This window comes from Acinetobacter sp. AS23, assembly GCF_023612055.1.
Classification (GTDB): Bacteria; Pseudomonadota; Gammaproteobacteria; order Pseudomonadales; family Moraxellaceae; genus Acinetobacter; species Acinetobacter oleivorans.
On record NZ_CP082274.1, the window covers coordinates 1401142 to 1425572 of the forward strand.

General features: G+C 38.7%; 20 protein-coding genes. 13 read left to right on the top strand and 7 right to left on the bottom strand.

Annotated elements, in window-relative coordinates:
* Nucleotides 1-2 precede the first annotated feature (2 nt).
* From K6I41_RS06550 to K6I41_RS06560, 3 genes are all read right to left on the bottom strand, one after another.
* Complete coding sequence (locus K6I41_RS06550) at nt 3-842, bottom strand: ABC transporter permease (RefSeq protein WP_250375439.1); 840 nt, start codon at nt 840-842, stop codon at nt 3-5.
* A 3-nt stretch (nt 843-845) separates the two neighbouring features.
* Nucleotides 846-1820, bottom strand: a complete 975-nt coding sequence (locus tag K6I41_RS06555; protein WP_250375440.1) for an aliphatic sulfonate ABC transporter substrate-binding protein — start codon at nt 1818-1820, stop codon at nt 846-848.
* Between the two features lie 241 nt (nt 1821-2061).
* Nucleotides 2062-3090 carry an AraC family transcriptional regulator gene (locus K6I41_RS06560; RefSeq protein ID WP_250375441.1) on the bottom strand — a complete coding sequence of 343 codons (1029 nt, stop codon included), beginning with the start codon at nt 3088-3090 and terminating at the stop codon, nt 2062-2064.
* A 169-nt stretch (nt 3091-3259) separates the two neighbouring features.
* On the opposite strand from K6I41_RS06560, the gene K6I41_RS06565 reads away from it, so the two are divergent.
* Nucleotides 3260-4030 carry a 3-hydroxyacyl-CoA dehydrogenase gene (locus K6I41_RS06565; protein WP_250375442.1) on the top strand — a complete coding sequence of 257 codons (771 nt, stop codon included), beginning with the start codon at nt 3260-3262 and terminating at the stop codon, nt 4028-4030.
* A gap of 19 nt (nt 4031-4049) precedes the next feature.
* The gene (locus tag K6I41_RS06570) at nt 4050-5186 is read left to right on the top strand and encodes an acyl-CoA dehydrogenase family protein (RefSeq protein WP_250375443.1); all 1137 of its coding nucleotides are present in this window, start codon (nt 4050-4052) and stop codon (nt 5184-5186) included.
* A gap of 142 nt (nt 5187-5328) precedes the next feature.
* Here K6I41_RS06570 and K6I41_RS06575 read toward each other — a convergent pair whose 3' ends face one another.
* Entirely contained in the window at nt 5329-5907 is a 579-nt protein-coding gene (locus K6I41_RS06575; RefSeq protein WP_191900061.1) for a flavin reductase family protein, read from the bottom strand.
* Nucleotides 5908-6080: 173 nt separating this feature from the next.
* On the opposite strand from K6I41_RS06575, the gene K6I41_RS06580 reads away from it, so the two are divergent.
* From K6I41_RS06580 to K6I41_RS06620, 9 genes are all read left to right on the top strand, one after another.
* On the top strand, nt 6081-6857 hold the full coding sequence (locus K6I41_RS06580; RefSeq protein ID WP_004791496.1) for a HesA/MoeB/ThiF family protein: 777 nt from the start codon (nt 6081-6083) through the stop codon (nt 6855-6857).
* A gap of 58 nt (nt 6858-6915) precedes the next feature.
* Nucleotides 6916-8214 carry an ABC1 kinase family protein gene (locus K6I41_RS06585; RefSeq protein ID WP_250375444.1) on the top strand — a complete coding sequence of 433 codons (1299 nt, stop codon included), beginning with the start codon at nt 6916-6918 and terminating at the stop codon, nt 8212-8214.
* Between the two features lie 15 nt (nt 8215-8229).
* Nucleotides 8230-8610 (top strand): dihydroneopterin aldolase, encoded by a 381-nt coding sequence (gene folB / locus K6I41_RS06590; protein ID WP_250375445.1) that lies wholly within the window; start codon nt 8230-8232, stop codon nt 8608-8610.
* Complete coding sequence (locus K6I41_RS06595) at nt 8567-9004, top strand: 2-amino-4-hydroxy-6-hydroxymethyldihydropteridine diphosphokinase (protein WP_250375446.1); 438 nt, start codon at nt 8567-8569, stop codon at nt 9002-9004. The genes folB and K6I41_RS06595 overlap by 44 nt, the downstream gene beginning before the upstream one ends.
* 258 nt (nt 9005-9262) lie before the next feature.
* Nucleotides 9263-10972, top strand: a complete 1710-nt coding sequence (gene kdpA, locus K6I41_RS06600) for a potassium-transporting ATPase subunit KdpA (protein WP_250375447.1) — start codon at nt 9263-9265, stop codon at nt 10970-10972.
* Between the two features lie 8 nt (nt 10973-10980).
* Nucleotides 10981-13020, top strand: coding sequence for a potassium-transporting ATPase subunit KdpB (kdpB, locus tag K6I41_RS06605; RefSeq protein ID WP_250375448.1), 2040 nt, complete (start codon nt 10981-10983; stop codon nt 13018-13020).
* A gap of 13 nt (nt 13021-13033) precedes the next feature.
* On the top strand, nt 13034-13639 hold the full coding sequence (gene kdpC / locus K6I41_RS06610) for a potassium-transporting ATPase subunit KdpC (RefSeq protein ID WP_005306678.1): 606 nt from the start codon (nt 13034-13036) through the stop codon (nt 13637-13639).
* 38 nt (nt 13640-13677) lie between these two features.
* Nucleotides 13678-16332 (top strand): ATP-binding protein, encoded by a 2655-nt coding sequence (locus K6I41_RS06615; protein WP_250375449.1) that lies wholly within the window; start codon nt 13678-13680, stop codon nt 16330-16332.
* Nucleotides 16333-16343: 11 nt separating this feature from the next.
* The gene (locus tag K6I41_RS06620; RefSeq protein ID WP_199942705.1) at nt 16344-17060 is read left to right on the top strand and encodes a response regulator; all 717 of its coding nucleotides are present in this window, start codon (nt 16344-16346) and stop codon (nt 17058-17060) included.
* Nucleotides 17061-17132: 72 nt separating this feature from the next.
* On the opposite strand, the gene K6I41_RS06625 is transcribed toward K6I41_RS06620, so the two are convergent.
* Entirely contained in the window at nt 17133-18557 is a 1425-nt protein-coding gene (locus tag K6I41_RS06625; protein WP_250375450.1) for a glutamine synthetase family protein, read from the bottom strand.
* A 406-nt stretch (nt 18558-18963) separates the two neighbouring features.
* Here K6I41_RS06625 and K6I41_RS06630 point away from each other — a divergent pair, with 406 nt between their 5' ends.
* Nucleotides 18964-19512: a DUF2799 domain-containing protein gene (locus K6I41_RS06630; protein WP_199987745.1), complete on the top strand. Its 549-nt coding sequence runs from the start codon at nt 18964-18966 to the stop codon at nt 19510-19512.
* Between the two features lie 46 nt (nt 19513-19558).
* On the opposite strand, the gene coq7 is transcribed toward K6I41_RS06630, so the two are convergent.
* The gene (coq7, locus tag K6I41_RS06635) at nt 19559-20194 is read right to left on the bottom strand and encodes a 2-polyprenyl-3-methyl-6-methoxy-1,4-benzoquinone monooxygenase (RefSeq protein WP_004791519.1); all 636 of its coding nucleotides are present in this window, start codon (nt 20192-20194) and stop codon (nt 19559-19561) included.
* Between the two features lie 3 nt (nt 20195-20197).
* Complete coding sequence (locus K6I41_RS06640; RefSeq protein ID WP_081402187.1) at nt 20198-21520, bottom strand: MFS transporter; 1323 nt, start codon at nt 21518-21520, stop codon at nt 20198-20200.
* 166 nt (nt 21521-21686) lie between these two features.
* Here K6I41_RS06640 and K6I41_RS06645 point away from each other — a divergent pair, with 166 nt between their 5' ends.
* The gene (locus tag K6I41_RS06645; protein WP_250375451.1) at nt 21687-24419 is read left to right on the top strand and encodes an autotransporter assembly complex protein TamA; all 2733 of its coding nucleotides are present in this window, start codon (nt 21687-21689) and stop codon (nt 24417-24419) included.
* Nucleotides 24420-24431 lie beyond the last annotated feature (12 nt).

Sequence of the window (24431 nt, forward strand, 5' to 3'; positions counted from 1 at the left end):
AATTACTTTTGTAGTGTATCCCGCCAACGTAATAACCAGTTTTCAATAAGTTTCATTAAGGTATCGGTTACTTTACCCAATAGGGCTAATAAAATAATTGCAATGATAACAATATCTGGGCGAGAGGTTTCTCGGCCATCAGAGAGTAAATAACCAATCCCTTGAGTAGCTGCAATCAGTTCAGCTGCAATCATAAACATCCAAGATAAGCTTAAGCTGTTGCGTAAACCCGTTAAAATGCCCGGAGAGGCTGCCGGTAAAATAATAGATATAATCCGCTGAAAAGCATTAAGCCGATAAACTTTTCCAACTTCAATGAGCTTTCTATCTACATTGTGAATTGCTGCAACTGTATTGGTATAGGTTGGAAAAAAAGCTCCAATTGCAATCAATGTAATTTTTGAACCCTCATCAATTCCTAACCAAAGTAATAGCAGTGGGATCCACGCAAGACTTGGAATTGATTTAATTGCTGAAAAGGTCGGTTCTAAATATGCTTCTACCTCTTTACTTAATCCAACCCAAATTGCAAAAATTAAACCCAAACCGCTTCCTATAATAAAGCCCAACAGAACACGCCATGTACTAATATAAATATGGGCAAATAGGTCGCTATAAGCTAAATCTAAAAAAGATTGCCATAAACTAGAAGGTGCAGGGAGTAGATAAGCATCGATATAACCATTTCTGACTAAAAACTCGCAAGCCGCTAAAAAGATGAGTGGAATGAGTAGCGCTTTAAACCAACGTGTAAATTTATTGTTTAAATGCTTTTTCTGAGATTTTAAAGCCTGCTGAGCTAAGAAGTGATTTAGCTCAGCTTTGTTAAGTGAATCACTCATATACTATTTCACGACTTTTTGAGCAAAGCGAGGATCTAACAACTGATCAACCACTTGATTGACATTGGTACCGTTTCTAACCAAGTCTTCTTCTGTCAAAATTTTTCCAGAACGTTTTAGCGCTTGTGCTTGAGTTGCTGATGGAATGCTTTGATCAAAGTTGGTTCGGCTTAGTTGTAGTTTAGCCACAGGTAGAGGGAGTTTTGATTCTTGAGCTAAAAGTGCTGCCACTTTATCTGGATTGGCTTTTGCCCATTTTCTAGCTTGTTCGTAGGCTTTAATAACGGCTTCAACCGCTTCAGGGCTTTGCTTTGCAAAGTCTTCTTTAACACTCAATACGCTATAACTATTAAATGCTACATTACGATAAAGCAATTTGGCACCCGATTGAATTTGAGCTGAAGCCATTAATGGATCAAGCCCCGCCCAAGCATCTACTTGACCGCGTTCTAATGCAGTTTTTCCATCGGGGTGCTGTAAATGAACCAGCTGTACATCGCGTTTACTCAAGCCTACAGTGTCTAGTGCTTGTAGTGTAAATAAGAATGGATCTGTGCCTTTGGTGGCTGCAATTTTCTTACCTTTTAAGTCTTTTAGGCTTTTAATTGGTGAGTCTTTTGCAACAACAAGAGCGGTCCATTCCGGTTGGTTTTGTACATACACAGTTTTAATTGGGCTACCATTTGCTCGGCTTAATACAGCTGCTAATCCAGCGGTAGAAGCAAAATCGATGCTGTTACTATTGAGGTATTCTAATGAGCGGTTGCTACCTTGACTGAAAACCCATTTAATTTGAGTATTTGGGAGTGCTTTCTCAAGAAGTTTTTGATCTTTGACGACTAAACTGGTTGGTGCGTAGTAAGCATAATCAAGTTTAAGTGTAGTCGGAACGGCTGCAAAAGCAGATGAAGCAAATACAAACCCCAATGTTGATGCCAACAAAGTCTTTGATAAAGAAAATTTTGATTTTAAAGACATGATAAAAATAGAACCGAAATGAAATAAGAGATTATCCTTTCATGCGTTTGATGGCTTACAAACTTAGTTATTTTGATTTATAAATCAGTTTGAAAGATAAAAGTTTAGAGAAAATCATAAGTTGATGTTTTATAGTGATTATTAAGTTTTAAGTAATACACTTATCTGAAATATTGAATTTAAAAGACATAAATATCATAAGCTTAAGGTTTTATGTCTTAAGCTTCGTTGAGTATGGATTTTATTGCTTGTGTGCAGTTAAATTATCTCGATACGCACCTGGACTGACGCCAGTCCATTTTTTAAAGGCACGGTGAAAAGCGCTAGGGTCTTGGAAGCTTAAATTTTCACTAATATCTTGAATTGAATCATTCGTTCTACTTAAACGTTCAACCGCAATATCACAGCGGATTTCATTTTTAATTTGTTGATAACTGACTCCTTCATGTTTCAGACGGCGTTGAATGGTGGCTTCTGAAATATTGAGTTGTTTTGCAACATCTTTGAGTTCGGGCCATTGGGCGGGGTGGAGTTTCAATAAATGACGACGAATAAGAACGCTCAAGGCATTTTCATTTTTAAAGCGAACTAAAAGATTTTGTGGGGTTTGTTCTAAAAAATCATAAAGCGCTTTTTTATCTTTTTTAATTTTAATATCTAAATAGTGGGCATCGAATTCAACTCGATTTATCTCGGCATTAAATTGAATATCTTCACCAAAACGTACGAGATAATCCTGAATATCGTTCGGTTTAGGACAACGTACTCTAATACTATTTAAGCCAATTCGTTGGTCTACTAACCAGCACATAAGTCCGTGTACTAATATTAAAAAGGTTGCATAGCTAAACATGCGTTTAGGTTGTTCACGATCATGAATCACCAAATAAGCTTTTTCTTGATCTCGTATTAATTCTCCGCGCATGTCATCAAGCACAAAGTTAAAAAACTTCAAAATATCGTAGAGTGCTTTTTCTAAAGTTTCGGCCGTACTGACGAGTTTAGTCAATAACTTATAGCTGCCACGACGCATGGGATGACTATCCATACCAAAAAACTCATCGTTCATGGCGTTGGCAAGCTCTATCCATAATTGGGCATATGTCGTAACAGGCACACGAGCCTTTGGAGACATTAGTAATTCAGCGGGAATGCCTGCTTTATTTAGAATTATTTGTGTATTTAGGCCTTTGGCATAAGCTGCACTCAGTGCTTCATGTACTAGTGCAATCGAAATTGTGCCTTTACTTAAAGAAGATTGGACAACCATGTCAAAGACTCATATTTTCTTCATATATTTCAAGTGAAATATTTCATATTTAAAATTTGGATTGATCAAAAGCTGCAAGCATATTGAGGCTTTTTGAAATTGTATCGGAAAACAACAACTTTTACTCTCACAACTAAAGTTAAAGAACATTTTTATAGGATCGTAAATAATGAAAATTCAAGGGAAACATTTCGTGATTACAGGTGGCGGCTCTGGTTTAGGAGCTGCTACAGCTGAGTATTTAGTCCAGCAAGGTGCTTCAGTCACATTGGTCGACATGAATGTAGAAGCAGGTGAGCAGCAGGCGAAACAATTAGGACCAAAAGCTGATTTTGTAAAACTTGATGTATCCGATGAAGTTGCTGCTGAACAGTTCTTTAAAGATATTTTAGTAAAACATGGTCGTTTGCATGGCTTAGTAAACTGTGCGGGTATTGGCCCTTCTGCAAAAGTAGTTGGCCGTGAAGGTGTTCATGATTTAGCGTTATTTTCAAAAACACTTCAAATTAATGTCACAGGTACATTTAACATGCTGCGTTTTGCAGCAGATGCAATGAGTAAAAATACGGTTGAATCAGGTGAAGAAGACCGTGGCGTTATTATAAACACTGCTTCCGTTGCAGCATTCGACGGTCAAATTGGTCAGGCAGCTTATTCAGCATCTAAAGGCGCTATTGTTGCCATGACATTGCCGATTGCTCGTGAGCTTGCGCGACATGCCATTCGTATTATGACCATTGCGCCAGGAATTATGGAAACTCCAATGCTTAAGGGCATGCCACAAAATGTTCAAGATGCTTTGGGACAAATGGTGCCATATCCATCTCGTTTAGGAAAACCCGAAGAATTTGCTCGTTTAGTTGGGCATATTGCTGAAAATTCATATTTAAATGGTGAAGTCATCCGTTTAGATGGTGCAATTCGTATGGCAGCAAAATAATAAAAATAAGGATGTTGAAATGATCTTAAATGCTGAACAAAGTATGGTTCAGGAGATGATGCGTAACTACTCGCAGAATCAGTTAAAACCAACAGCCGCACATCGCGATAAAACCCATGAGTTTCCTGCTCAGGAATTAAAAGATTTAGGGGCACTAGGTGCTATGGGCATGACCGTTCCAAATGAATGGGGCGGTGCGGGAATGGACTATGTATCTTTGGTGCTTGCAATTGAAGAAATTGCCGCAGGTGATGGTGCTATTTCGACTATCGTAAGTGTTCAAAATTCATTGATTTGCGGTATTACACTGGCATACGGTTCAGAACAGCAAAAACAAACCTATTTGCCAAAATTTGCATCTGGTGAATGGCTAGGATGTTTTTGTTTAACTGAGCCACATGTTGGTTCAGATGCGAGCGCGATTTTATGTAAAGCCGAGCGAGAAGGCGACCATTGGGTACTCAATGGCGTAAAGCAATTTATTACCAGTGGCAAAAATGCCCAAGTGGCTTTGGTATTTGCGGTTACAGATAAACAAGCTGGTAAAAAAGGCATTTCGTGCTTTCTTGTACCCACCAATACACAAGGTTATTTGGTAACTCGTATTGAAGACAAAATGGGGCAACATGCTTCCGATACAGCGACCATTACGCTTGAAGACTGCCGAATTCCTTTAGAAAATTTGGTGGGACAAGAAGGTGAAGGTTATAAAATTGCATTATCTAATTTGGCAGCTGGACGTATTGGTATTGCTGCTCAGTCTGTCGGTATGGCAAGAGCGGCTTTTGATGCTGCTGTCCAATATGCAAATGAACGTAAGGCCTTCGGTGTAGAGCTGGTTCAGCATCAGGCGGTTGGTTTTCGCTTAGCCGATATGGCAACCCAGATTGAAGCTGCACATCAGTTGGTTTTACATGCTGCAACTTTAAAGGATACGGGATTACCTTGTTTAAAAGAGGCCTCAATGGCAAAGCTGTTTGCATCTACTATGGCTGAACGGGTGTGTTCGGATGCGATCCAGATTCATGGTGGTTATGGCTACGTCAGTGATTTCCCAGTTGAGAGAATTTATCGTGATGTTCGTGTAAGCCAGATTTATGAAGGTGCTTCCGATATTCAACGTTTAGTGATTGCTCGTGAAGTTGCGCAAGTTTAAATATGAGATTTTAAAAAATAGTTACTGATTGCAAAAGACCGCAATTATTATGCGGTCTTTTGCCATTGAGCAGAGATTTTCTAGGTTGAATTCTTCGATTCAATACACTTCAAAAATTTAAATGAAACTCGCTTTTTGATGATTAAAGCTGTGCTTTGACTTCTTCACCAATTAAATAAAAGGTTCCTCCAGCAATATAGTGCAGACTTCGAAGTTCTTTCGGTGCATCTTGAAAATGCCAGTGCCCATCTCTAAAAACGCGGCTATCTGCCCATGCACCCACAACAGAACCAATAAATAAATCATGAGCTGACTGATTATGGGGTTCTGGAATAAGTTTACATACGAGCCATGCAATGCAACCTGATACAAGCGGGCTGGTAAGACCTTCTTGATAAAATAGTTCAACACCACAATGCTCAAGTTTTTGTGGATCATCCAACTTACTAATGGTTCCAAGTTGATGAGTAAGATCGAGCTGTGCATAGCAGGGAACTTGTAGTGTGAAATAGCCACTTTGCTCAACGAGCTGTCGGGTTTTAGTACTTTTATCGAGAACCACGGACACTTTGGCTGGTTTGAACTCTAAGGCACATGCCCAAGCGGCAGCCATTACATTGCGGTCATCACCATGTTGTGCAGAAACTAGGACAGTTGGACCATGATTTAATAAACGATAAGCTTTTTCTAACTCTACAGGTGCAATATATGATTGCGTCATATTTAGCCTAAGTAATAAAGAAAATAGATATTTCTATTGTTGCAGAAAGCTTGATAGATGCAATGTTGGTAAATCAGCTTTATTAGAATAAAAAAGTTGTTTCTATTTTATAGCTTTCATAATGACGAACTTAGTCATAAAATCATTTCGCTTCTAAGTGAAAGGATTAACGCGTGACCGAGCTTCAAGATATCGATTTTGTAGAGTTAAGTGATGAAGAAATGCATCTCTATAGCCGTCAGATTTTACTTGATGGATGGGATATTGAAGCTCAGGAAAAACTCAAACTTGCTAATGTGCTGATTGTAGGTGCTGGTGGAATAGGCTGTAGCAGTGCAGAACTACTTGCGCGAGCAGGGGTTGGGAAAATTACGCTGATTGATGCAGATACGATTGAGATAAGTAATTTACAGCGTCAAATTGCATTTGGTCATGAAGATATCGGACGTTATAAAGCAGAAATTTTGGCTAAACGTTTACAGAAAATTAACCCTTATATCTGTGTTGAATACTATAACGAACGGTTAGACGAACATAACATTGATAGACTGGTTGAACACCAAGATGTGGTTCTAGATGGATGTGATAATTTTACAACTCGCTATTTAGTAAATGCAGCTTGTAAGAAGCATCAGGTCGCACTAATTAGTGCTTCAGCAATTGGTTTTCAGGCACAAATGTTTATGGTTGAAGGAGATTCAGCTTGTTATGAATGTCTTTTTCCGAAAGAACAACATAGCAATGAAGGACTGCGCTGTGCAGAATCAGGGGTGCTTGCGACTACTCCTGTAATGATAGCGTCATTACAAGCACATCACACTTTGCTATATTTAGGTTTAAATCGTACACCTTTAAAGCAGAAACTATTATTGTGGGATGGTTTAAATATGACACAACGTATTGTTAGTTTTGATAAAGATGTAAATTGTCCACTTTGTCAGGCAAGCTAATCAGTAAATGAAACAAAATTTGCTACACTCAACCTGAATGATTTGGTTTTGAAGAAATATGAAAAAAAATATTTTGTTTGATGGATTACGTTCCGTCGCCCGCATTGGTGAAACAGCAGTGGTTGCGGCCAAAGCTGGAATTAAATACGCAACTGAAAAACCAAGTAATGCCAAACTCATGCGAGAGACTTTTGAGTCACTTGGTTCAACTTATATTAAGCTTGGTCAGTTTATTGCGAGTACACCATCGCTTTTCCCGCGAGAATATGTAGAAGAATTTCAAGGTTGTTTAGACCAGACACCAACTCTGCCATTTAGTTATATTCAAGGTGTGCTTGCATCTGAATTTGAAGGGCGTGATTTAAGCCAAATTTTTAGCTATATCGATGAAAAACCATTAGCTTCTGCTTCAATTGCTCAGGTTCATGCAGCTAAGCTGACCACAGGTGAAGATGTTGTTATTAAAGTACAAAAGCCTGGCGTTGAAACCATTTTATATACAGACTTAAGTGTGGTGCATTGGGCTGCCAAGCTACTTGAACGTGCTGTACCTAAAATCAAATTTGCTGCACTTTCTGAAATTGTCGATGAAATTAAAAGCCGTATGGTTCGGGAAGTCGATTTCATTGAAGAAGCACAAAACTTAGATGACTTTATTGAATATCTGAATATTTCACAAAACAAAGCTGCGACTGCACCTAAGGTTTATCATCAGTTTTCTACACGTCGTGTTTTGACCATGCAACGCCTATACGGTGTGTCATTGACTGACTTTAGTGTTGTAAAACAATATGCTAAAGATCCATCGCAAGTACTGATTACTGCCATGAATACATGGTTCGGTAGTTTAATGCTATGTAAGAGTTTCCATGCAGATTTACATGCTGGGAACCTAATGCTTCTTGAAGATGGTCGAATTGGTTTTATCGATTTTGGTATAGTGGGGCAGTTAAAGCCAGAAGTTTGGACAGCATGTATGGCCTTTATGGATGCATTGCAAAAAACTGATTATCAGGCAATGGCTGAAAATATGCTGAAAATGGGTATGACTCATAACAAAGTTGATGTTGATGTATTGGCACAAGATTTAGAGCGCTTGTTTAACGGCGTATTAATGGCCGATCCACAGCAGATTCTGTCTACTAATCCTGCCGATTTAAACGATATTATGATGGATATGGTAGGGGTTGGTGAGCGCCACGGTATTAAATTCCCACGTGATTTTGCCTTGTTATTTAAGCAAATGCTTTATTTCGATCGTTTTATGCGCGTACTCGCACCATATACTGATATTTATGCAGACCAACGTTTGAAAATGGTTCAAAATATGGAACCTGCTTCGTTGTTAAAGCACTAAGGTCAGTTTAAATTTATGGATGCCATTATTATTGAAGGCTTGAAGGTTGAGACAGTGATTGGCTGTTTCAACTGGGAAAGACAAATTATTCAACCTTTAATGTTGGATTTAACCATCCATAATGATTTGAGCCGAGCAGCAGAGTCTGACAAACTTGAGGACACACTCAACTATGCCCAGATTTGTGAGTTATCGGCTCAAACTATTCAACAAGCTAAACCTGAATTAATTGAACATGCAGCACATCTTGTTTTGAAATGTTTGTTTGAAACCTTTTCAACAATTGAAAAAATTACCATAACCATCCGTAAGCCCGCCATCATTGCAGAAGCTAATGCTGTAGGAATTCGTCTTGAACGCACCAGAAACAATTTTTGCGCTCGCCCTAGCGAGTAATTTAGACGCAGATCAGCACTTTACTTTTGCGTATACGCAATTAGCAACTTTGGGGAAAGTGCAGTTTTCATCTGTTTATCAAATTCCATGCCGAGATGGTATTGGAGATGATTATTGGAATTCAGCATGTCTATTAAAAAGCACTTTATCGTGTGACCAAATAGAATCTTTTTTAAAGAAACTTGAGTCAGATTCGGGACGTGTTCGTCCATCGCATCATATTTCTTTAGATGTAGATTTGATTGCATGGGGAAGTGATCTGGAACATATGCAATTTAATTCTAAAAAATTACCTTTGGCGCTTGATGTAAAAATTCCTTTATATGAACTTTGGCCTTGTGAAACCTTAAAGGCTGATAGCATGCTTTATCCAGTCGTTAATTTTAAAGTTTAAAGGCTTTCACACTAGATTTTACGCAAACTTTACGCGGTCTTTAATTTCCTCAATAGAGAATTTACGGGCATTTTATCCATACTGAAATTCACTAAATTAGTGTTATTTCAGGACAATAAAGATGCTTATAAATTCTCAAATGCGCATCTTGCATCAGTCTGGCATTGTCTTATGCGGACTTAAAACAAATGATATTTCTTCATCTCTCCTTATTTCCAGTTTGGCAAATCAAGCCAAGGGGTATAGAGGAGAATAGCCATGTTAGAACTTATACTTGTTTTATTTATTGCTATTTTTCTAGCATGGTGCCTCGGTAAATATCTATCCAAAGTGATGACAAATCAGCCGATGTGGGGTGATGGATTATTTCGCTGGATTGAAAATCCTGTTTATCGCTTGTTAGGTATATCTCCACAACAAAAAATGAACTGGAAACAATATTCGCTAGCATTTGTTGTTAGCTGTGTTTTTCTAGCTGTGGCCGTTTTTGCTATTTTTATGACGCAAGCATGGCTACCATTAAATCCAAATCATGCACCAAATATGAGTTGGGATTTAGCATTACACACGGTTATTTCATTTTTAACTAATACCAATCAACAGCATTATTCTGGTCAAGCTCAGTTATCTTATTTGTCGCAAATGACAGGTATTGTGGGCTTGCAAGTCATTACTCCAATGATGGGGTTGGCTTTAGTTGTCGCGACCTTAAGAGCTTTCTTTTATCAGCGTCCAAGCCATATTACAGCCGATGTTGCCGAGCAGCCAGACCAAATTTTAATTGGGAACTATTGGGCAGATGTAATTCGCCCTACAGTCCGATTCTTGCTTCCGCTCTGTTTTGTCTGGTCTTTATTGCTCAACAGCCAAGGTGTACCAGCGACTTTCCAAGGCGGGCCAGAAGTACAGCTGATTGATAAAGCCAATACAGTTCAAACCCAAAAAATTCCTTTAGGTCCAGTTGCACCAATGGTAGCGATTAAGCAATTGGGAAGCAATGGTGGCGGTTGGTATGGTCCAAATAGTAGTGTGCCTTTAGAAAATCCGACACCACTTTCTAATTTATTAGAAATGATTGCGATATTACTTATTCCACTTACCGTGATTTTTATGGTTGGGCATTTTACCCAGCGTAAAAAGTTTGCCTACTTTGTGTTTGGTAGCATGCTTTTCATGTCGCTTATTTCAGGTGCAGCCGCCGTTTGGTCTGAGAGTATGTCATCGACAGCATCTCAGCTTGCCGTAATGGAAGGTAAAGAACAACGATTTGGACCAGCTGCATCAGCAGTTTGGGCAGCGATCACTACGCAGGTGAATAACGGTTCGGTCAATATGATGCATGATTCTTCTGCGCCGCTTACTGGTTTAGTCGAACTCATCAATATGTTGATTAATGCGATTTGGGGTGGTGTGGGCTGTGGTCTGCAACAGTTTATGATTTATCTATTACTTGCAGTATTTATTGCAGGTTTAATGACAGGCCGTACCCCTGAATTGTTTGGGCGCAAGATTGAAGCAGCAGAAATTAAATTGCTCGCGATTATTATCTTGATTCAACCTTTAGTCATTCTTGCATTCACAGCATTAAGCCTCAGCGTTCCAGGCATATCTGGAATTAGTAATCCGGGACCACATGGTATTAGCCAAGTGTTCTACGAATATGTTTCTGCATTTGCCAACAATGGTTCAGGTTTTGAAGGTCTTGGAGACAACACTGTATGGTGGAATGTCACTTGTAGTATCGCTCTACTGTTAGGACGTTTTCCGACATTAATTTTGCCATTAATGATTGCGACACGTTTAGCAGCAAAAAGAAAAGCACCCGAAACAGCAGGTAGTCTTCAAGTTGAAACTCCAACCTTTGCTTTAACGCTGATTACGATTGTTGTGTTGCTTACCTTATTACAATTTATGCCAGTTCTTGTCCTTGGGCCTATTGCCGATCAACTTTTGTTGGTTAAAGGCTAAGGAGGCGAGTGAAAATGAATACACAAACTCATGTAAATAGCCATAAACAAACCATGGCAGTGCCAAATTTTGAAGTTTGGAAAAATGCATTTGTGAAACTGCTACCGCAGCATGCAATTAAAAACCCTGTGATGGCAATTGTATGGCTTGGAACAGTGGTTACAGGCATTAGTACAATCTTAGGTTACACCACGCTGTTATTTGGTTTCGCGGTTACAGCAATTCTGTTTATTACCATTTTATTTGCTAACTATGCTGAAGCAGTTGCAGAGGCCAGAGGTCGTGGACAGGCATCTTCATTACGTGCAGCAAGAGAAAATTTAACGGCTCGAAGACTCAACTCTTTGACAGACCGTCAAGCGACTCAAGTTGCAGCTACTGAACTTCATTTAAATGATTTTATTGAAGTACATGCAGGTGAGCTTGTTCCAGCCGACGGTGAGATTGTAGAAGGCTTTGCCACTATTAATGAATCGGCTGTTACAGGTGAGTCAGCACCTGTGCTACGTGAAGCTGGAACAGACCGTTCAGGTGTTATTGGCGGAACCAAAGTTCTGACAGATCGTATTGTTGTGCAAGTGACTGCTGAATCTGGTCAAAGTTTCTTAGACCGTATGATTGCTTTGGTTGAAGGCTCAAATCGGCAAAAAACACCGAATGAGATTGCACTTGGCTTCTTGTTAATGGTGATGACAATCACGTTTTTAATTGTCGTGATTAGCTTGCCATTTATTGCCAAGTATTTGCATATTGAACTTGATCCAGTTGTGCTCGTAGCATTATTGGTCTGCTTGATTCCCACAACCATTGGTGGCTTGTTACCTGCGATTGGTATTGCGGGGATGAACCGTGCACTCAAAGCCAATGTTTTGGCAAAATCAGGTAAAGCGGTAGAAGTTGCGGGTGACATTGATGTGCTTTTACTCGATAAAACAGGAACCATTACTTATGGTGACCGTCAAGCGACTTCTTTTTATCCTTTAACTTCGGTAACCGAGTCTGAGTTGAGAGCTGCTGCTTGGGTAAGTTCACTAGCCGACCCAACACCAGAAGGAAAGTCGATTGTTAAGTTAGCAAAAGAGCAAGGTTTAAAACAGCAAGAACCTGAGCAAGCCGAATTTATCTCTTTTAGTGCTTCAACTCGAATTTCCGGTGTGAATTTACCGAATGGTGACCAAATTCGTAAAGGTGCTTTAGATGCAATCTTAAAGTTTGTAGATGAAGACTATTCTCAAGATTTAGAGTTAAAAGCACGTGTTGAACAAGTTGCTAAAAAAGGTGCAACACCATTGGTTGTCGCAAATCAACATCATGTATTGGGCGTAATTGAACTCTCAGATGTAATTAAACACGGCATTAAAGAGCGTTTTGCTCGTTTAAGAGAAATGGGTATTAAAACCGTTATGGTCACAGGTGATAACCCATTAACTGCCGCCGCGATTGCTGCTGAAGCTGGTGTAGATGATTATATTGCCGAAGCAAAACCAGAAGACAAATTGGCTTGTATTCGCACAGAACAACAACAAGGTCGTTTAGTTGCGATGGTCGGTGACGGAACCAACGATGCACCAGCACTAGCACAAGCCGATATTGGCTTAGCCATGAACTCAGGTACACAAGCTGCAAAAGAAGCTGGCAATATGGTCGATTTAGACTCTGACCCAACCAAACTACTTGCTGTGGTTGAAATTGGTAAACAGCAGTTGATTACTCGTGGTGCTTTAACAACGTTTTCTTTAGCAAATGACGTCTCTAAATACTTTGCCATCTTGCCTGCATTGTTCGCTGCTGCGATTCCACAAATGCAAGTATTGAATGTAATGCACTTAGCAAGTCCAAGCAGTGCGATTTTATCTGCATTAATTTTTAACGCGATTATTATTCCGTTATTAATTCCAATTGCACTCCGAGGCGTGAAATTTAAACCTTCAACTGCAACTCAGTTACTACGTCGAAATATGTTGATTTATGGGGTGGGCGGTGTGGTTCTACCATTCATTGCCATTAAAGCGATTGATGTTGTGATTGTTCAACTATTTGGTTTGTAATCTGGAGTTTGAAATGAAAACTTATGTACAAAATTCAGAAGCAAATTTGGGTCAGACCTTAAGAGCATCTTTGGGATTATTAATTTTTACTTTAGTTGGCTGTGGTGCTGTTTATAGTGCGATTGCTACAGGTGCGGGACAGGTGCTATTTAACAATCAAGCGAATGGTAGTTTGATTGAAATAGATCATAAAGTTTTAGGGTCAAAATTAGTCGCTCAGCCATTTGTGGGAGAGGCTTATTTTCATCCGCGTCCTTCAGCAGTCGCTTATGACCCGATGGCTATGGCAGGTACAAACTTAGCTCGTACTAATCCTGAACTACAGCAACAAATTGATGCTCAGATTCTTGCGGTAAAAAAACAAAATCACACAGGTAATGCACCGATTCCAAGCGATTTGGTGACTAAATCGGGGAGTGGTATTGATCCGCATATTAGTCCTGAATCTGCTCAGTTACAGGTTGCTCGAGTGGCTCAAGCGCGTCATTTAGAGCCTAAGATTGTGGAAGAGCTTTTGCAAAAGCATATTGAACCGAAGCAGTTTGGTGTATTGGGGCAAGCTCGTGTTAATGTATTACAGCTCAATATTGCTTTAGATCAATTACAATCTACACATTAACTTAAAAATAAAGTTGTTAGTTTACCGGATGATATCAAGTGCAAAGCAATCGCGAAAATCAGGCTGAGGCCTTATTAAATCATGTCAACAGATATCAAGCCGGTCGACTAACGGTCTTTTTAGGTGCGGCACCTGGTGTTGGAAAAACCTATGCCATGCTTGCCCGCGCCAAAGAGTTATTTCAACAGGGCACAGATGTTGTTGTAGGTATTGTTGAAACTCATGGACGAATAGAAACTCTAAAAATTTTGGAAGGGTTGCCCCAAATTTCTAGAAAGGAAATGCAATATCAGGGGCATACTTTAGAAGAAATGGACCTCGATGCTATTTTGCTTAGGCATCCAGAAATTGTTTTGGTTGATGAGTTGGCTCATCGCAATATACCCAATAGTCGTCATGAAAGACGGTGGCAAGATGTCAATGAATTGCTAGACGCAGGTATTGATGTATTTACCACCATGAATATTCAGCATTTAGAAAGCCTAAATGATGTTGTTTACCAGATTACGGGGATTCGAGTAAATGAAACGGTACCAGATAGAGTGTTTGATCGTATTCGAGACATTCGCTTAATTGATTTACCTGTCAGTGAACTGATCGAAAGGCTCCATCAAGGAAAAGTCTATGTGCCAGAGCAAGCAAATCTGGCGTTACAAGGCTTTTTCAGCATTTCAAACTTAACTGCCTTACGTGAACTGGCAATGCAATGCGTTGCTGAACATGTCGATTCAGATTTAAAAGAGAGCTATGCCTCTAAAGGTTTGAAGTCTATCTCGTTGCAAAATGAATTAATGATTGCGATAGACGGACAAGGTTCTTCTGAATATTTAGTACGAGCAGGTTGTCGGCTAGCTGAACGCTATGGGGCAACATGGACTGTAGTGAATGTTGCTAAAAGTTTGAACTTTGGACAGAGTTCAGGAAACTCATATAAAAAAGAATATATTGAGATTGATCGTGCATTTGAATTGGCTCGGCAACTCGGTGGTCGAACAGAGGTTTTATATGGGCATCGAGTTGCGTCAGTATTAATGGATGCCGCCGTTGATCGAGGTATTTCCAATCTAGTCATTGGTAAAAGTATTTCGCCGTGGTGGTTAAAGTTATTTAAGAAAAATTTAGCTCAACAATTATTAAATCAAGAAAACTCGATTGCTTTAACCATTTTGCATCCAGAACAGGGTACTAAGAAGATCAATCAGATTGAAAAGCCGTCATTTTTATCATTAAAAGAAAGTATTTTTGTTCTAGCTGTTACATGTGCCAGTATTTTTATCGCTCACTTTGCCGAAGTTCTCTTAGGTATTGAAGATTTTTCTGTCATTTTTATTATTTCAGTTTTAATTGTAGCAACGAAAACTAGAATGCTTGCTGCGGTAGTAGCTGCTCTTATTTGTTTCTTGGCCTATAATTTTTTCTTTATTGCTCCACGTTTTACCCTACAAATTTCAGCACACCAAGGTGTGGTTACTGTTGTGGCTTTTTTTGCGGCAGCTTTAATTGCTGGGCGTTTGGCCTCTCAATTACGTCAGCAGGTTTTATCCTTAAAAGCTGCCAATGCTTACACTACGGTAATGCAAGATTTAGCGCGTAAGCTTTCTAGTGCAGTAAACCTTGAAGAAGTTATGCAAACAGGCCGAATGACTTTAGAAACCCAACTTCAAACGAAGGTGTGGATTTCTATTCAAGATAGAGTCATTTCATCTGATATAGAGCTAAGCGATAAAGAAAAAGTCGCTGCAGATTGGTGCTTAAAACATCAACAACCGTGCGGACGTTTTACCGATACACTCAGTCAGTCAAACTGGTGGTTTTTACCTCTTCTAGAACAGAAAAATAGCCTAGGTATAGTGGGAATTTACTTTAAGGATGATGTGGTTTCTCTAAATTTTGAGCAAAAGAAACTGACGGAAAGTGTAATTGAGTATATTGCACAAGCAGCTCTTCGCACCCAATTGGTCAATGAACTTGAACAAGCAAAAGTCACCAGTGAAACAGAGCGATTACGTTCTGCTTTATTATCTTCGGTATCGCATGATTTACGTTCACCGCTTGCTTCTATTATTGGTGCAGCAGACACACTTGCCCATTTTAAAGCTGATATGTCAGAACAAGACCAGCAAGATTTACTCGAAACCATCCATTTAGAGGGCGAACGCTTAGACCGTTATATTCAAAATCTACTTGATATGACACGTTTGGGGCATGAAGGTCTATCTTTAAAAAGAGACTGGATTGGTGTGGATGAATTGATTGGTTCTGCAACCCGCCGTTTAAAGCGCTATAAACCAGATACTCAAGTGTCGGTTGAATTACCTGAACAAGCGATTAGTTTATATGTACACCCAGCACTGGTAGAGCAAGCCATTTTTAATGTTTTAGAAAATGCGGCAAACTTTTCACCTCCAGATGAACCAGTCATGATTCGTGCTCATCTTTCATCAGAAGATGAAGTAAAAATAGAAATTGAAGATAAAGGTACAGGAATTCCTGAAGCCGAAAGAAACCGCATTTTTGATATGTTTTACACCATGGAGCGCGGAGACCGTGGAAAATTTGGTACAGGTTTAGGGCTTACAATCGTAAAGGCAATTATTGGTGCTCATATGGGTACAATAGAAGCATTTTCAGGGCGCCAAAATAAAGGTACTTTAATTCAAATTAGATTACCCATTCATCCCGTAAAAGAATAAGTTGTAAAGTCATGATAACTTCAGAAACATCTCCTGTAGAAACACGTATTGTGATTATTGATGATGAGCCTCAAATCCGTAAATTTTTAGACATCGCCTTAAGAACACAAAAATACAAAACCACGCTCTGTGAGACTGGTTACAAAGGCCTAGAAACTTTGGCGACCCAAGGTGCTGATTTGGTTATTCTTGACCTAGGCTTACCTGATTTAGATGGTAAAGAAGTACTCCAAGAATTACGTAGCTGGTCGAATGTGCCTGTTATTGTGTTATCTGTACGTGCCGATGAATATGAAAAAGTTGCTTTGCTCGATGCTGGCGCAAATGACTACATGACCAAGCCTTTTAGTGTGCAAGAGCTTTTAGCGCGCATACGTGTCATTTTAAGAAACCAACCGATTCAGCAAGAAGCACATGTGTATGACGATGGCTACCTTAAAGTCGATGTCACGCAACGTTTAGTTTGGGTTGAGCAACAGCCAATTACTTTAACTCGAAAAGAATTTCAACTTTTGACACTATTAATGCGCTATCAAGGACAGCTTTTAACACAGCCACAGCTTTTAAAAGAACTTTGGGGGCCAACCCATCAGGAAGATACTCACTATTTACGTATTTTGGTGGGTAAGTTACGTAGTAAACTGAGGGATAACGCGATTCAACCACGCTATATTGCTACTGAACCTGGTGTTGGATTACGTTTTTTAGCTCAACAGAAAAATCATTAGATATAAAAAAACCTTAGGGTATTTCTCCCTAAGGGTTTGCAAAGTGATTTATAGTTTTTTTGCTTTTTTTATTTATATATCCCAATGTTGTTCTGCTTCAGTCATTTGGCTGTAAATATTTTGATATTCAGCCTGTTTCACTGTGTACCAATGTTCGACAAAGTCAGCGCCTAAATATCCTTTTAAAATAAGACTTCCTTTAAATATTTTTAAGGCTTCTGGTTGGTTGTTAGATAATAAAATGTGCTCGTCTTGAAATTTTAAAAGATGTGCAGGTTTTGGCAGCGGTAACTTATGAGATAAGCCATAAGACACGCCAGCTAAAATAGTCGCTGCAACCAGATAGGGGTTACAGTCGGCTCCAGCAACCCGATATTCTAAACGTTGATTTTGTACATCTGAGCATGGAATTCGGATTGCGACATTACGATTATTGGTATCCCAATTGGCTTCTAATGGCACATGATGACCAATTTTAAAACGTCTATAAGAATTAATATTAGGCGCTAAAATCGCCATGGATGCAGGCATTAACTCAATGAGTCCACTAATCGCGTTTAGTAATTTGACGGAAAGCTCATCTTTTTCTACTTCTGAGCTAAATATATTTTCATGGTATTGATTAAGCAGACTCATATGAAAATGCATGCCGCTTCCAGCCTTTGCTAAGTTGGGCTTTGCCATGAAACAGGCAGTTAAGTCATGCTTTCTTGCAACTTGCTTTACAATTCTTTTTAAGGCATTAATTTGATCACAAAGTTTTAAAATATCATGGCTGTGTTGAAGATTTAATTCATATTGACCTGGTGATGACTCCGCAACAATAGCGGTAATTTCAATCGATTGTAGTAGAGCGGCTTTTTCAACTTCTTCTAAAACTTTTTGATAGTTATTTGGTGCATCTATATCAAAACATTGGTTTTCTAAACATGTTTCAGATTGATGATGAGGTGAGAAAAGATAAAACTCTAGTTCAGCAGCCATGACAGGAAAATAATTGGTAGCATGTAACTGATTTAATAATTTTTTTAATATATTGCGTGGTTCATAGGGACAATCTGAACCATCTTCTTCTTGCATGGATAGGTAAAGCTGGGCATGCGATTCAGGAGATAATGCACTGGGTTGCAAGCTGCCTAAAATGGGCAAGCAAAGTCTATCTGGTTCACCAATATATTTTCCTAAACCTGTCTCCTCAATTACTTTTCCATCTAGGCTCATGGCATAAACAGAAAGTGGAAAATAACATCCACTAGAGAGATTCTTTAAACTTTTAACATCAATCCGTTTGCCACGAATATGTCCGTTTAAGTCGTGCAGACAAATATCAATGTGTTGGGTATGAGGATATAAATTTAAATAATCATCAACCTCTTTTAAAAAAAGCTCGGAATTGAAAATATGAGGTTGTGTTGGTGGAATAAAATCATCTGATATTTTAAATGCCTTAAAGTGAGGATTTTGTAAGTTTAAACTTGGGTAAATATGCGTACTCATTATAAAAAACCTTGGTGGTTATTTAGCTAAAATCCTACCTTAGCCTTGGAAGTTAATCGCGTAAAAAAAGAGTAAAATGATTAAAGAGTAATTCATGAGTGGTTTTGGTTTTTTATTTTAATAATCATAAGCTTGTAATTAATTTTTGAGGTAATTGTTTTAAGTAAAATTAGTGTATAAAGGTCGTTTAAGAGTGAGCAAATTTCTGCGAATTTGCTTTTTTAAATTAAACAATATTAACAATTATGACCTTTCAATTTGGTGAGAGGGTCAAACTGATTTAAACTTAAGACTTATCCAGTGAATCACTTATTTTTGAAGTTTTGAATAGAGCAGGACCTTTTAGGGTGTTTACTGGAATTTTATTTTTGCGTTTTTTTAAATTTATTTTTTGAGTTCTCTTAATATGAAAAATATCGGTTTAGCCATTCTAGCAATCAGCCTTTCAGGTTGTGCTGCAATGAGCGTAGAAGAATGTAAGACTGCGAATTGGTCATTAGTGGGTGAGAAAGATGGTTCGAAAGGTTCATCACCACGTTTAGATCAATATTATAAAGCGTGCGGAAAAGCTAACGTTGTTCCAGATCAAAAGTCATATGAACGTGGATATAAAGAAGGTCTAAGGTATTATTGCCAGCCATCAAACATTTTTTATAGCGCTTTAGAGGGTAGTGGCAATATCAATGTGTGCCCAGTTGAGCAGCGTAATCGTTTAAGACCGTATTATCAGGCAGCTTCCGATTACTATAATGCAAAAAATGAATATGACCGTTATGACGAAAAGTTTAAGCAATATTCTGACAGTGCTTATAACGAAAAATTAAAGCCAGAAGAGCGTGAACGTTATCGTAAGCTTTTAAGAGAATTACAAAATGATCGTGACCGTATTAATCGAAACTATTGGAACTCAATTCGAGATATTGAGCGTTTTAAATACGATCATGGCTTAAAATAATATTTAAAAAAGGATTGATCCGATTTGGATCAATCCTTTATTTTTTTTAAAGATAATAACTAGTTTTTGTCATTAGCTTTGAAATAGCAGTCATCGTAATTTTTACTGCATATGGTAATTCAACACCACCTGCTTCAAGCGCTGTATGGCGATGATGTAATTCATCTTCATTCATTTGCTCTAAAATTTTACGAGAACGATCATCTTGAGCAGGTAACTGGTTTAAATGATCTTGTAAATGAAGGCTGACTTGACGTTCAGTTTCGGCCACAAAACCTAAGCTATATTTGTCACCCGCAATACCAGCAAGTGCGCCCATGCCATATGAAAGCCCATACCAAATTGGGTTTAATAAACTGGTATGACTATTTAGCTCTTTTAAACGAACTTCACACCATGCTAAATGATCTTGTTCTTCAATTGCTGCTTGTTGCATTTCTTTGCGTACATTTGGTAATTTCGCCGTTAATGCTTGTCCATGATAAAGGGCTTGTGCGCATACTTCACCACTATGGTTAACACGCATTAAGCCTGCAACATGACGAGCATCTTCTACACCTAGTTTTGCTTCAACCGATTCGGCCGGATTTTGGCGCTGTGCTGCTGTTGCACCCGGAACAAGACTACGTAATGCTTGATCAAAAGAGTTAATGAGCTGATCAATTCCAGTATAGTGGCGCATAAATTAGTCCTCCAAAGAAAGATGTGCTGTGGCAAGCATTGGTTTTAGACGTGCTAGAAGCCAAATACTAAAGATTGCACTAAGTACAGCTGTAATAATAAATAGTATTTTAATATCAATTTTTAAAACACTTAAGATTAAGATTGAAAAAATTGCAGATGAAACCATAAAAACGGCATTTAAAATGTTGTTTGCTGCTACAACACGAGCACGATGTGAACGTGGTGAATAAGCCTGCATCATGGCATATAAAGGAACAATATAAAAACCACCGCTAATTCCCAGTAAAGTCACCGCTAACATGACGTGATAGTAAACCCAACCTTGGGTAAAAATATCTTTTAACGTGAGTAATGCGCCAGTTCTTTCAGGTACAAAAGCTAAACTGGCAGCAAGGTAAAGCGCAAAAAGGGTAAGGCCAATCGCACCAATTGGTACCATTTTAATATTAATTTCTGAGCCACCAATTTTACGGCAAAGAAGAGACCCGACGCCAATACCGACTGAAAAGAAAGTCAGCAGAAGGCTAACGACATTTTCTGATGCATGCAGATTTTGTTGGGTAAGCTGTGGAATTTGCGTTAAATAAGTAGCGCCATAAAACCAGTACCACGAGTTACCTAACAAAATGGTGAACACTAACGGTAAGCTTTTAGCATATTTAATCGTTTGAAAACTTGTGCGAAGAAAATTCCAATCAATCTTTAAATCGGGAGCAGCAACTTTCTGTGGCAAGATGAAGCGACTACATAAATAGCCAATGCAAGCAATAATTACAACAGTAAGACTAATCCACAATAAGTTCCCATGCGATGATGCAATTACAGCACCACCTAAAATCATCCCGAATAAAATTGCCATTGATGTGCCTGACTGAAACAGAGCATTACCAGACATTAATTCTTGTGGTTTTAAAATTTCAGGCAAAATTGCGTACTTGATAGGACCAAAGAACGTTGAATGTGTCCCCATCAAAAATAAGGCAAAAAGAAGTAACCATAAGTGCCCCAACAGGAAACCCGCAGTACCGATGAGCATAATAATAATTTCTAAAATTTTTATGCCACGGACGAGTTGAGAGCGCTCATATTTATCTGCAATTTGTCCAGCAGTGGCCGAAAAAAAGAAATAGGGCAAAATAAACAAGAGAGCTGCTAAATTATTGAGAGTACTTACAGGGGCAGATTGCTGTTGAATCAAGCCATAAGTAATCACTAATAATAAAGCTTGCTTAAAAACGTTATCATTTAATGCGCCAAAAAACTGGGTAAAAAACATCGGTACGAACCGACGTGATGTCATCAGGTGCTCATCTTGTTTCATCATGTGCAAACTTCATTGTGTTTTATAAAAAAATGTGACCGATTGTTAATTTGCATCGAAAACCATGTATGATATTTTTAACGCTTGATTAAATGAAAAATCAATGGTTTTGAGTGAGTTTTACACTTACCTTGGTGCGTTTTATTAAAAAATAAGTCTAGAGTTTTCTATGCCTTCTAAAATTAAGTTTAAACAGTCAACTCTCTCTCATTCTATGCATTTAATTTTAAAAATGCAGGGGATTCCTAAACTTATTTGTAGCAGCTTGTTGTTCACGGTTTGTGTAACACAAAGTTTTGCTCAAACTTCAGTTGATAGTGACACTTCAACTTTAAATCAAACGGTGCCTGATGCATCAACTGAACAATCAGTTCCAGTGAATCAGCAAACAACTGCTCCAATCACAGATATTGCTACTCTTGTGACCCAAGCTCAGCAACAACAAGATAGCTTGGCTATATTGCAACAACAAGAACAATTTCCAAATCAAATTGATGAATTTAAGCCAATTACGCTTGATAATCTTGATGATTTACCGGACATGCCTGTTGATCAAAACATGGCAAACGAGATTTATAAAGTCGCTGAAGAAGCTAAAAGTGAGGCGCAAAACTTCCAAAATGGTACTCAGAAGCTACCCGAAGTTACAGTCAGTGATGCAACTCAGTCTGAGTTAAATCAGATTAATCAAGCGCCTGTAAATATTGATCAGCTTATGCAAGAGATTAAATCTGATAGTCAGATTGTAGTCGAAGCCAATGAAACTGGAAAAACTTTACCTGAATTAACTCCGGAGGCTGAGCAGCCACCTGAGCAGGCTGGTTTCTTTAAACGTATTTTAAATAAAGTGCGCCCTCCACGTGCAATTCCGATGGAACAAGTTCCGCGTATTAGTGCAGATGTGGACGGTGCTTCAGATGCACTGGCTAAAAATATTAAAGGGAAATTATCAACCTTCACTCAAGAATCATTTGAAGATTTTAATGCGGCTTTACCTCAGCTCAGAACATTAAGTAATCAGGCAGCTCAAGCAGTTGGTTATTATAATGCTGAGTTTAAATTTGAAAAATTAAGTCCGAGCCGAGTTCGCGTTAAGGTTACCCCAAATGAACCAGTGCGAATTAATGAGCAAAATATCGAATTTACTGGTGCTGGTGAAAAACGCCCCCAGTTTCAGGTTATTCGCTTAATTCCTGATCAGGATGTTGGGGATATCTTTAACCATGGTTTATATGAAACCACGAAAACCCGAATTGTTAACGCAGCCACTGATAACGGTTATTTTGATGCTTATTGGCGACTGCACGATGTGAAAGTAAGTCAGCCTGAAAACAAGGCTGATATCAATTTGCGCTATGAAACAGGTGAGCGCTATAAATTAGATAAGGTTGAGTTTCGCATGAGCGATCCATCGAAACCCTTGCCTTTGAACCAAAATATTTTAGAAAGTATGGCCCCTTGGAAAGAGGGTGATGACTATGCATTTTGGCGTGTAAATACTTTAGCAAATAACTTAACCAACTCCCGTTATTTTAACTACACCTTAGTTGATAGCATCAAACCCGATCCAATTGAAAAGCCACTTGAACTACCACCAGATTTGCAAGCTTTAGTCGATGAGCAAAATATCGATGTGGATGAATCTAATTTACTTTCACCTGAAGAAAGACAACTTGCTAAAGCACGTCAATTAGCCACATCTAATAAAGAAGTTACACAAAACGTAGTAGATGAAAAACAGTTTGCTGGAACACAAAAAGTAAAAGAGGGAGAACCTCAAACAGCAATGTTGCAAAGTGCTCCAAGTCAGCAGGATGACAAAGAAACTGAACAAGATCGTTTACAAGCTCAAGCGCGTGAAACGAAAAGAATTCCAGTCATTGTGACTTTAAATGCGGATAAGCTAAATAGTTTAGAAACGGGTATTGGTTATGGAACCGATACAGGTGCACGTTTACGTAGTCAGTATCGCCGCTCTATTGTCAATAAATATGGTCATTCTTTTGATGCCAACTTAGAAGTCTCACAAATTCGTCAATCTATTGACGGCCGATATAGTATTCCCTATAAGCATCCGTTAAATGACTATTTTAATATCGTGGGCGGATATGAGCGTGAAACCCGTGATGACATCGGTCCAGATGTAAGTTTGCTTACTGAATCCGCTGTTGTTGGTGGTGAGCGAATCATTAAGCGCCCACTAGGGAACTGGCAACATACTTTTGGTGTCCGCTACCGTTTAGACCGTTTGACTCAACAAGGTAATGTTGATATTTCTGAGCTACCAGATGCATTTAAAACTGCGGCATCAGAGCAAGAAGCATTATTGTTTAGTTATGAAACCTCAAAAACTTCGAGTAATACACGGTTAAACCCAACGAAAGCTTTTAAACAAACCTATAAATTAGAATTAGGTAGTGAGAGTTTACTGTCCGATGCCAATATGGCTATCGCAAGTGCAGGTTGGAGATTTATTTATTCTCTTGGTGAAAATGATGATCATCAATTCGTTGGAAGATCTGACCTTAGCTACATTTTTACCGACGATTTTGACAAAGTTCCGTACAATCTTCGATTCTTTACTGGTGGTGACCAGACAATTCGTGGTTTTGACTATAAGAGTCTTTCTCCAGAAGTAGATGGATATAAAATTGGGGGGCAAGCTTTGGCTGTAGGTTCTTTAGAATATAACTATCAGTTTAAAGACGGTTGGCGAGCCGCTGTTTTCTCAGACTTTGGTAATGCCTATGATAAAGACTTTAATAATCCAGCAGCTTATAGCGTTGGGGTTGGAATTCGCTGGAAGTCTCCAATCGGACCAATCCGTTTAGATGTCGCATCGGGTATTTCAGATGAAAACCATCCGATTCGTTTACATTTCTTTATAGGCCCACAACTTTAAAAATAAAATTTT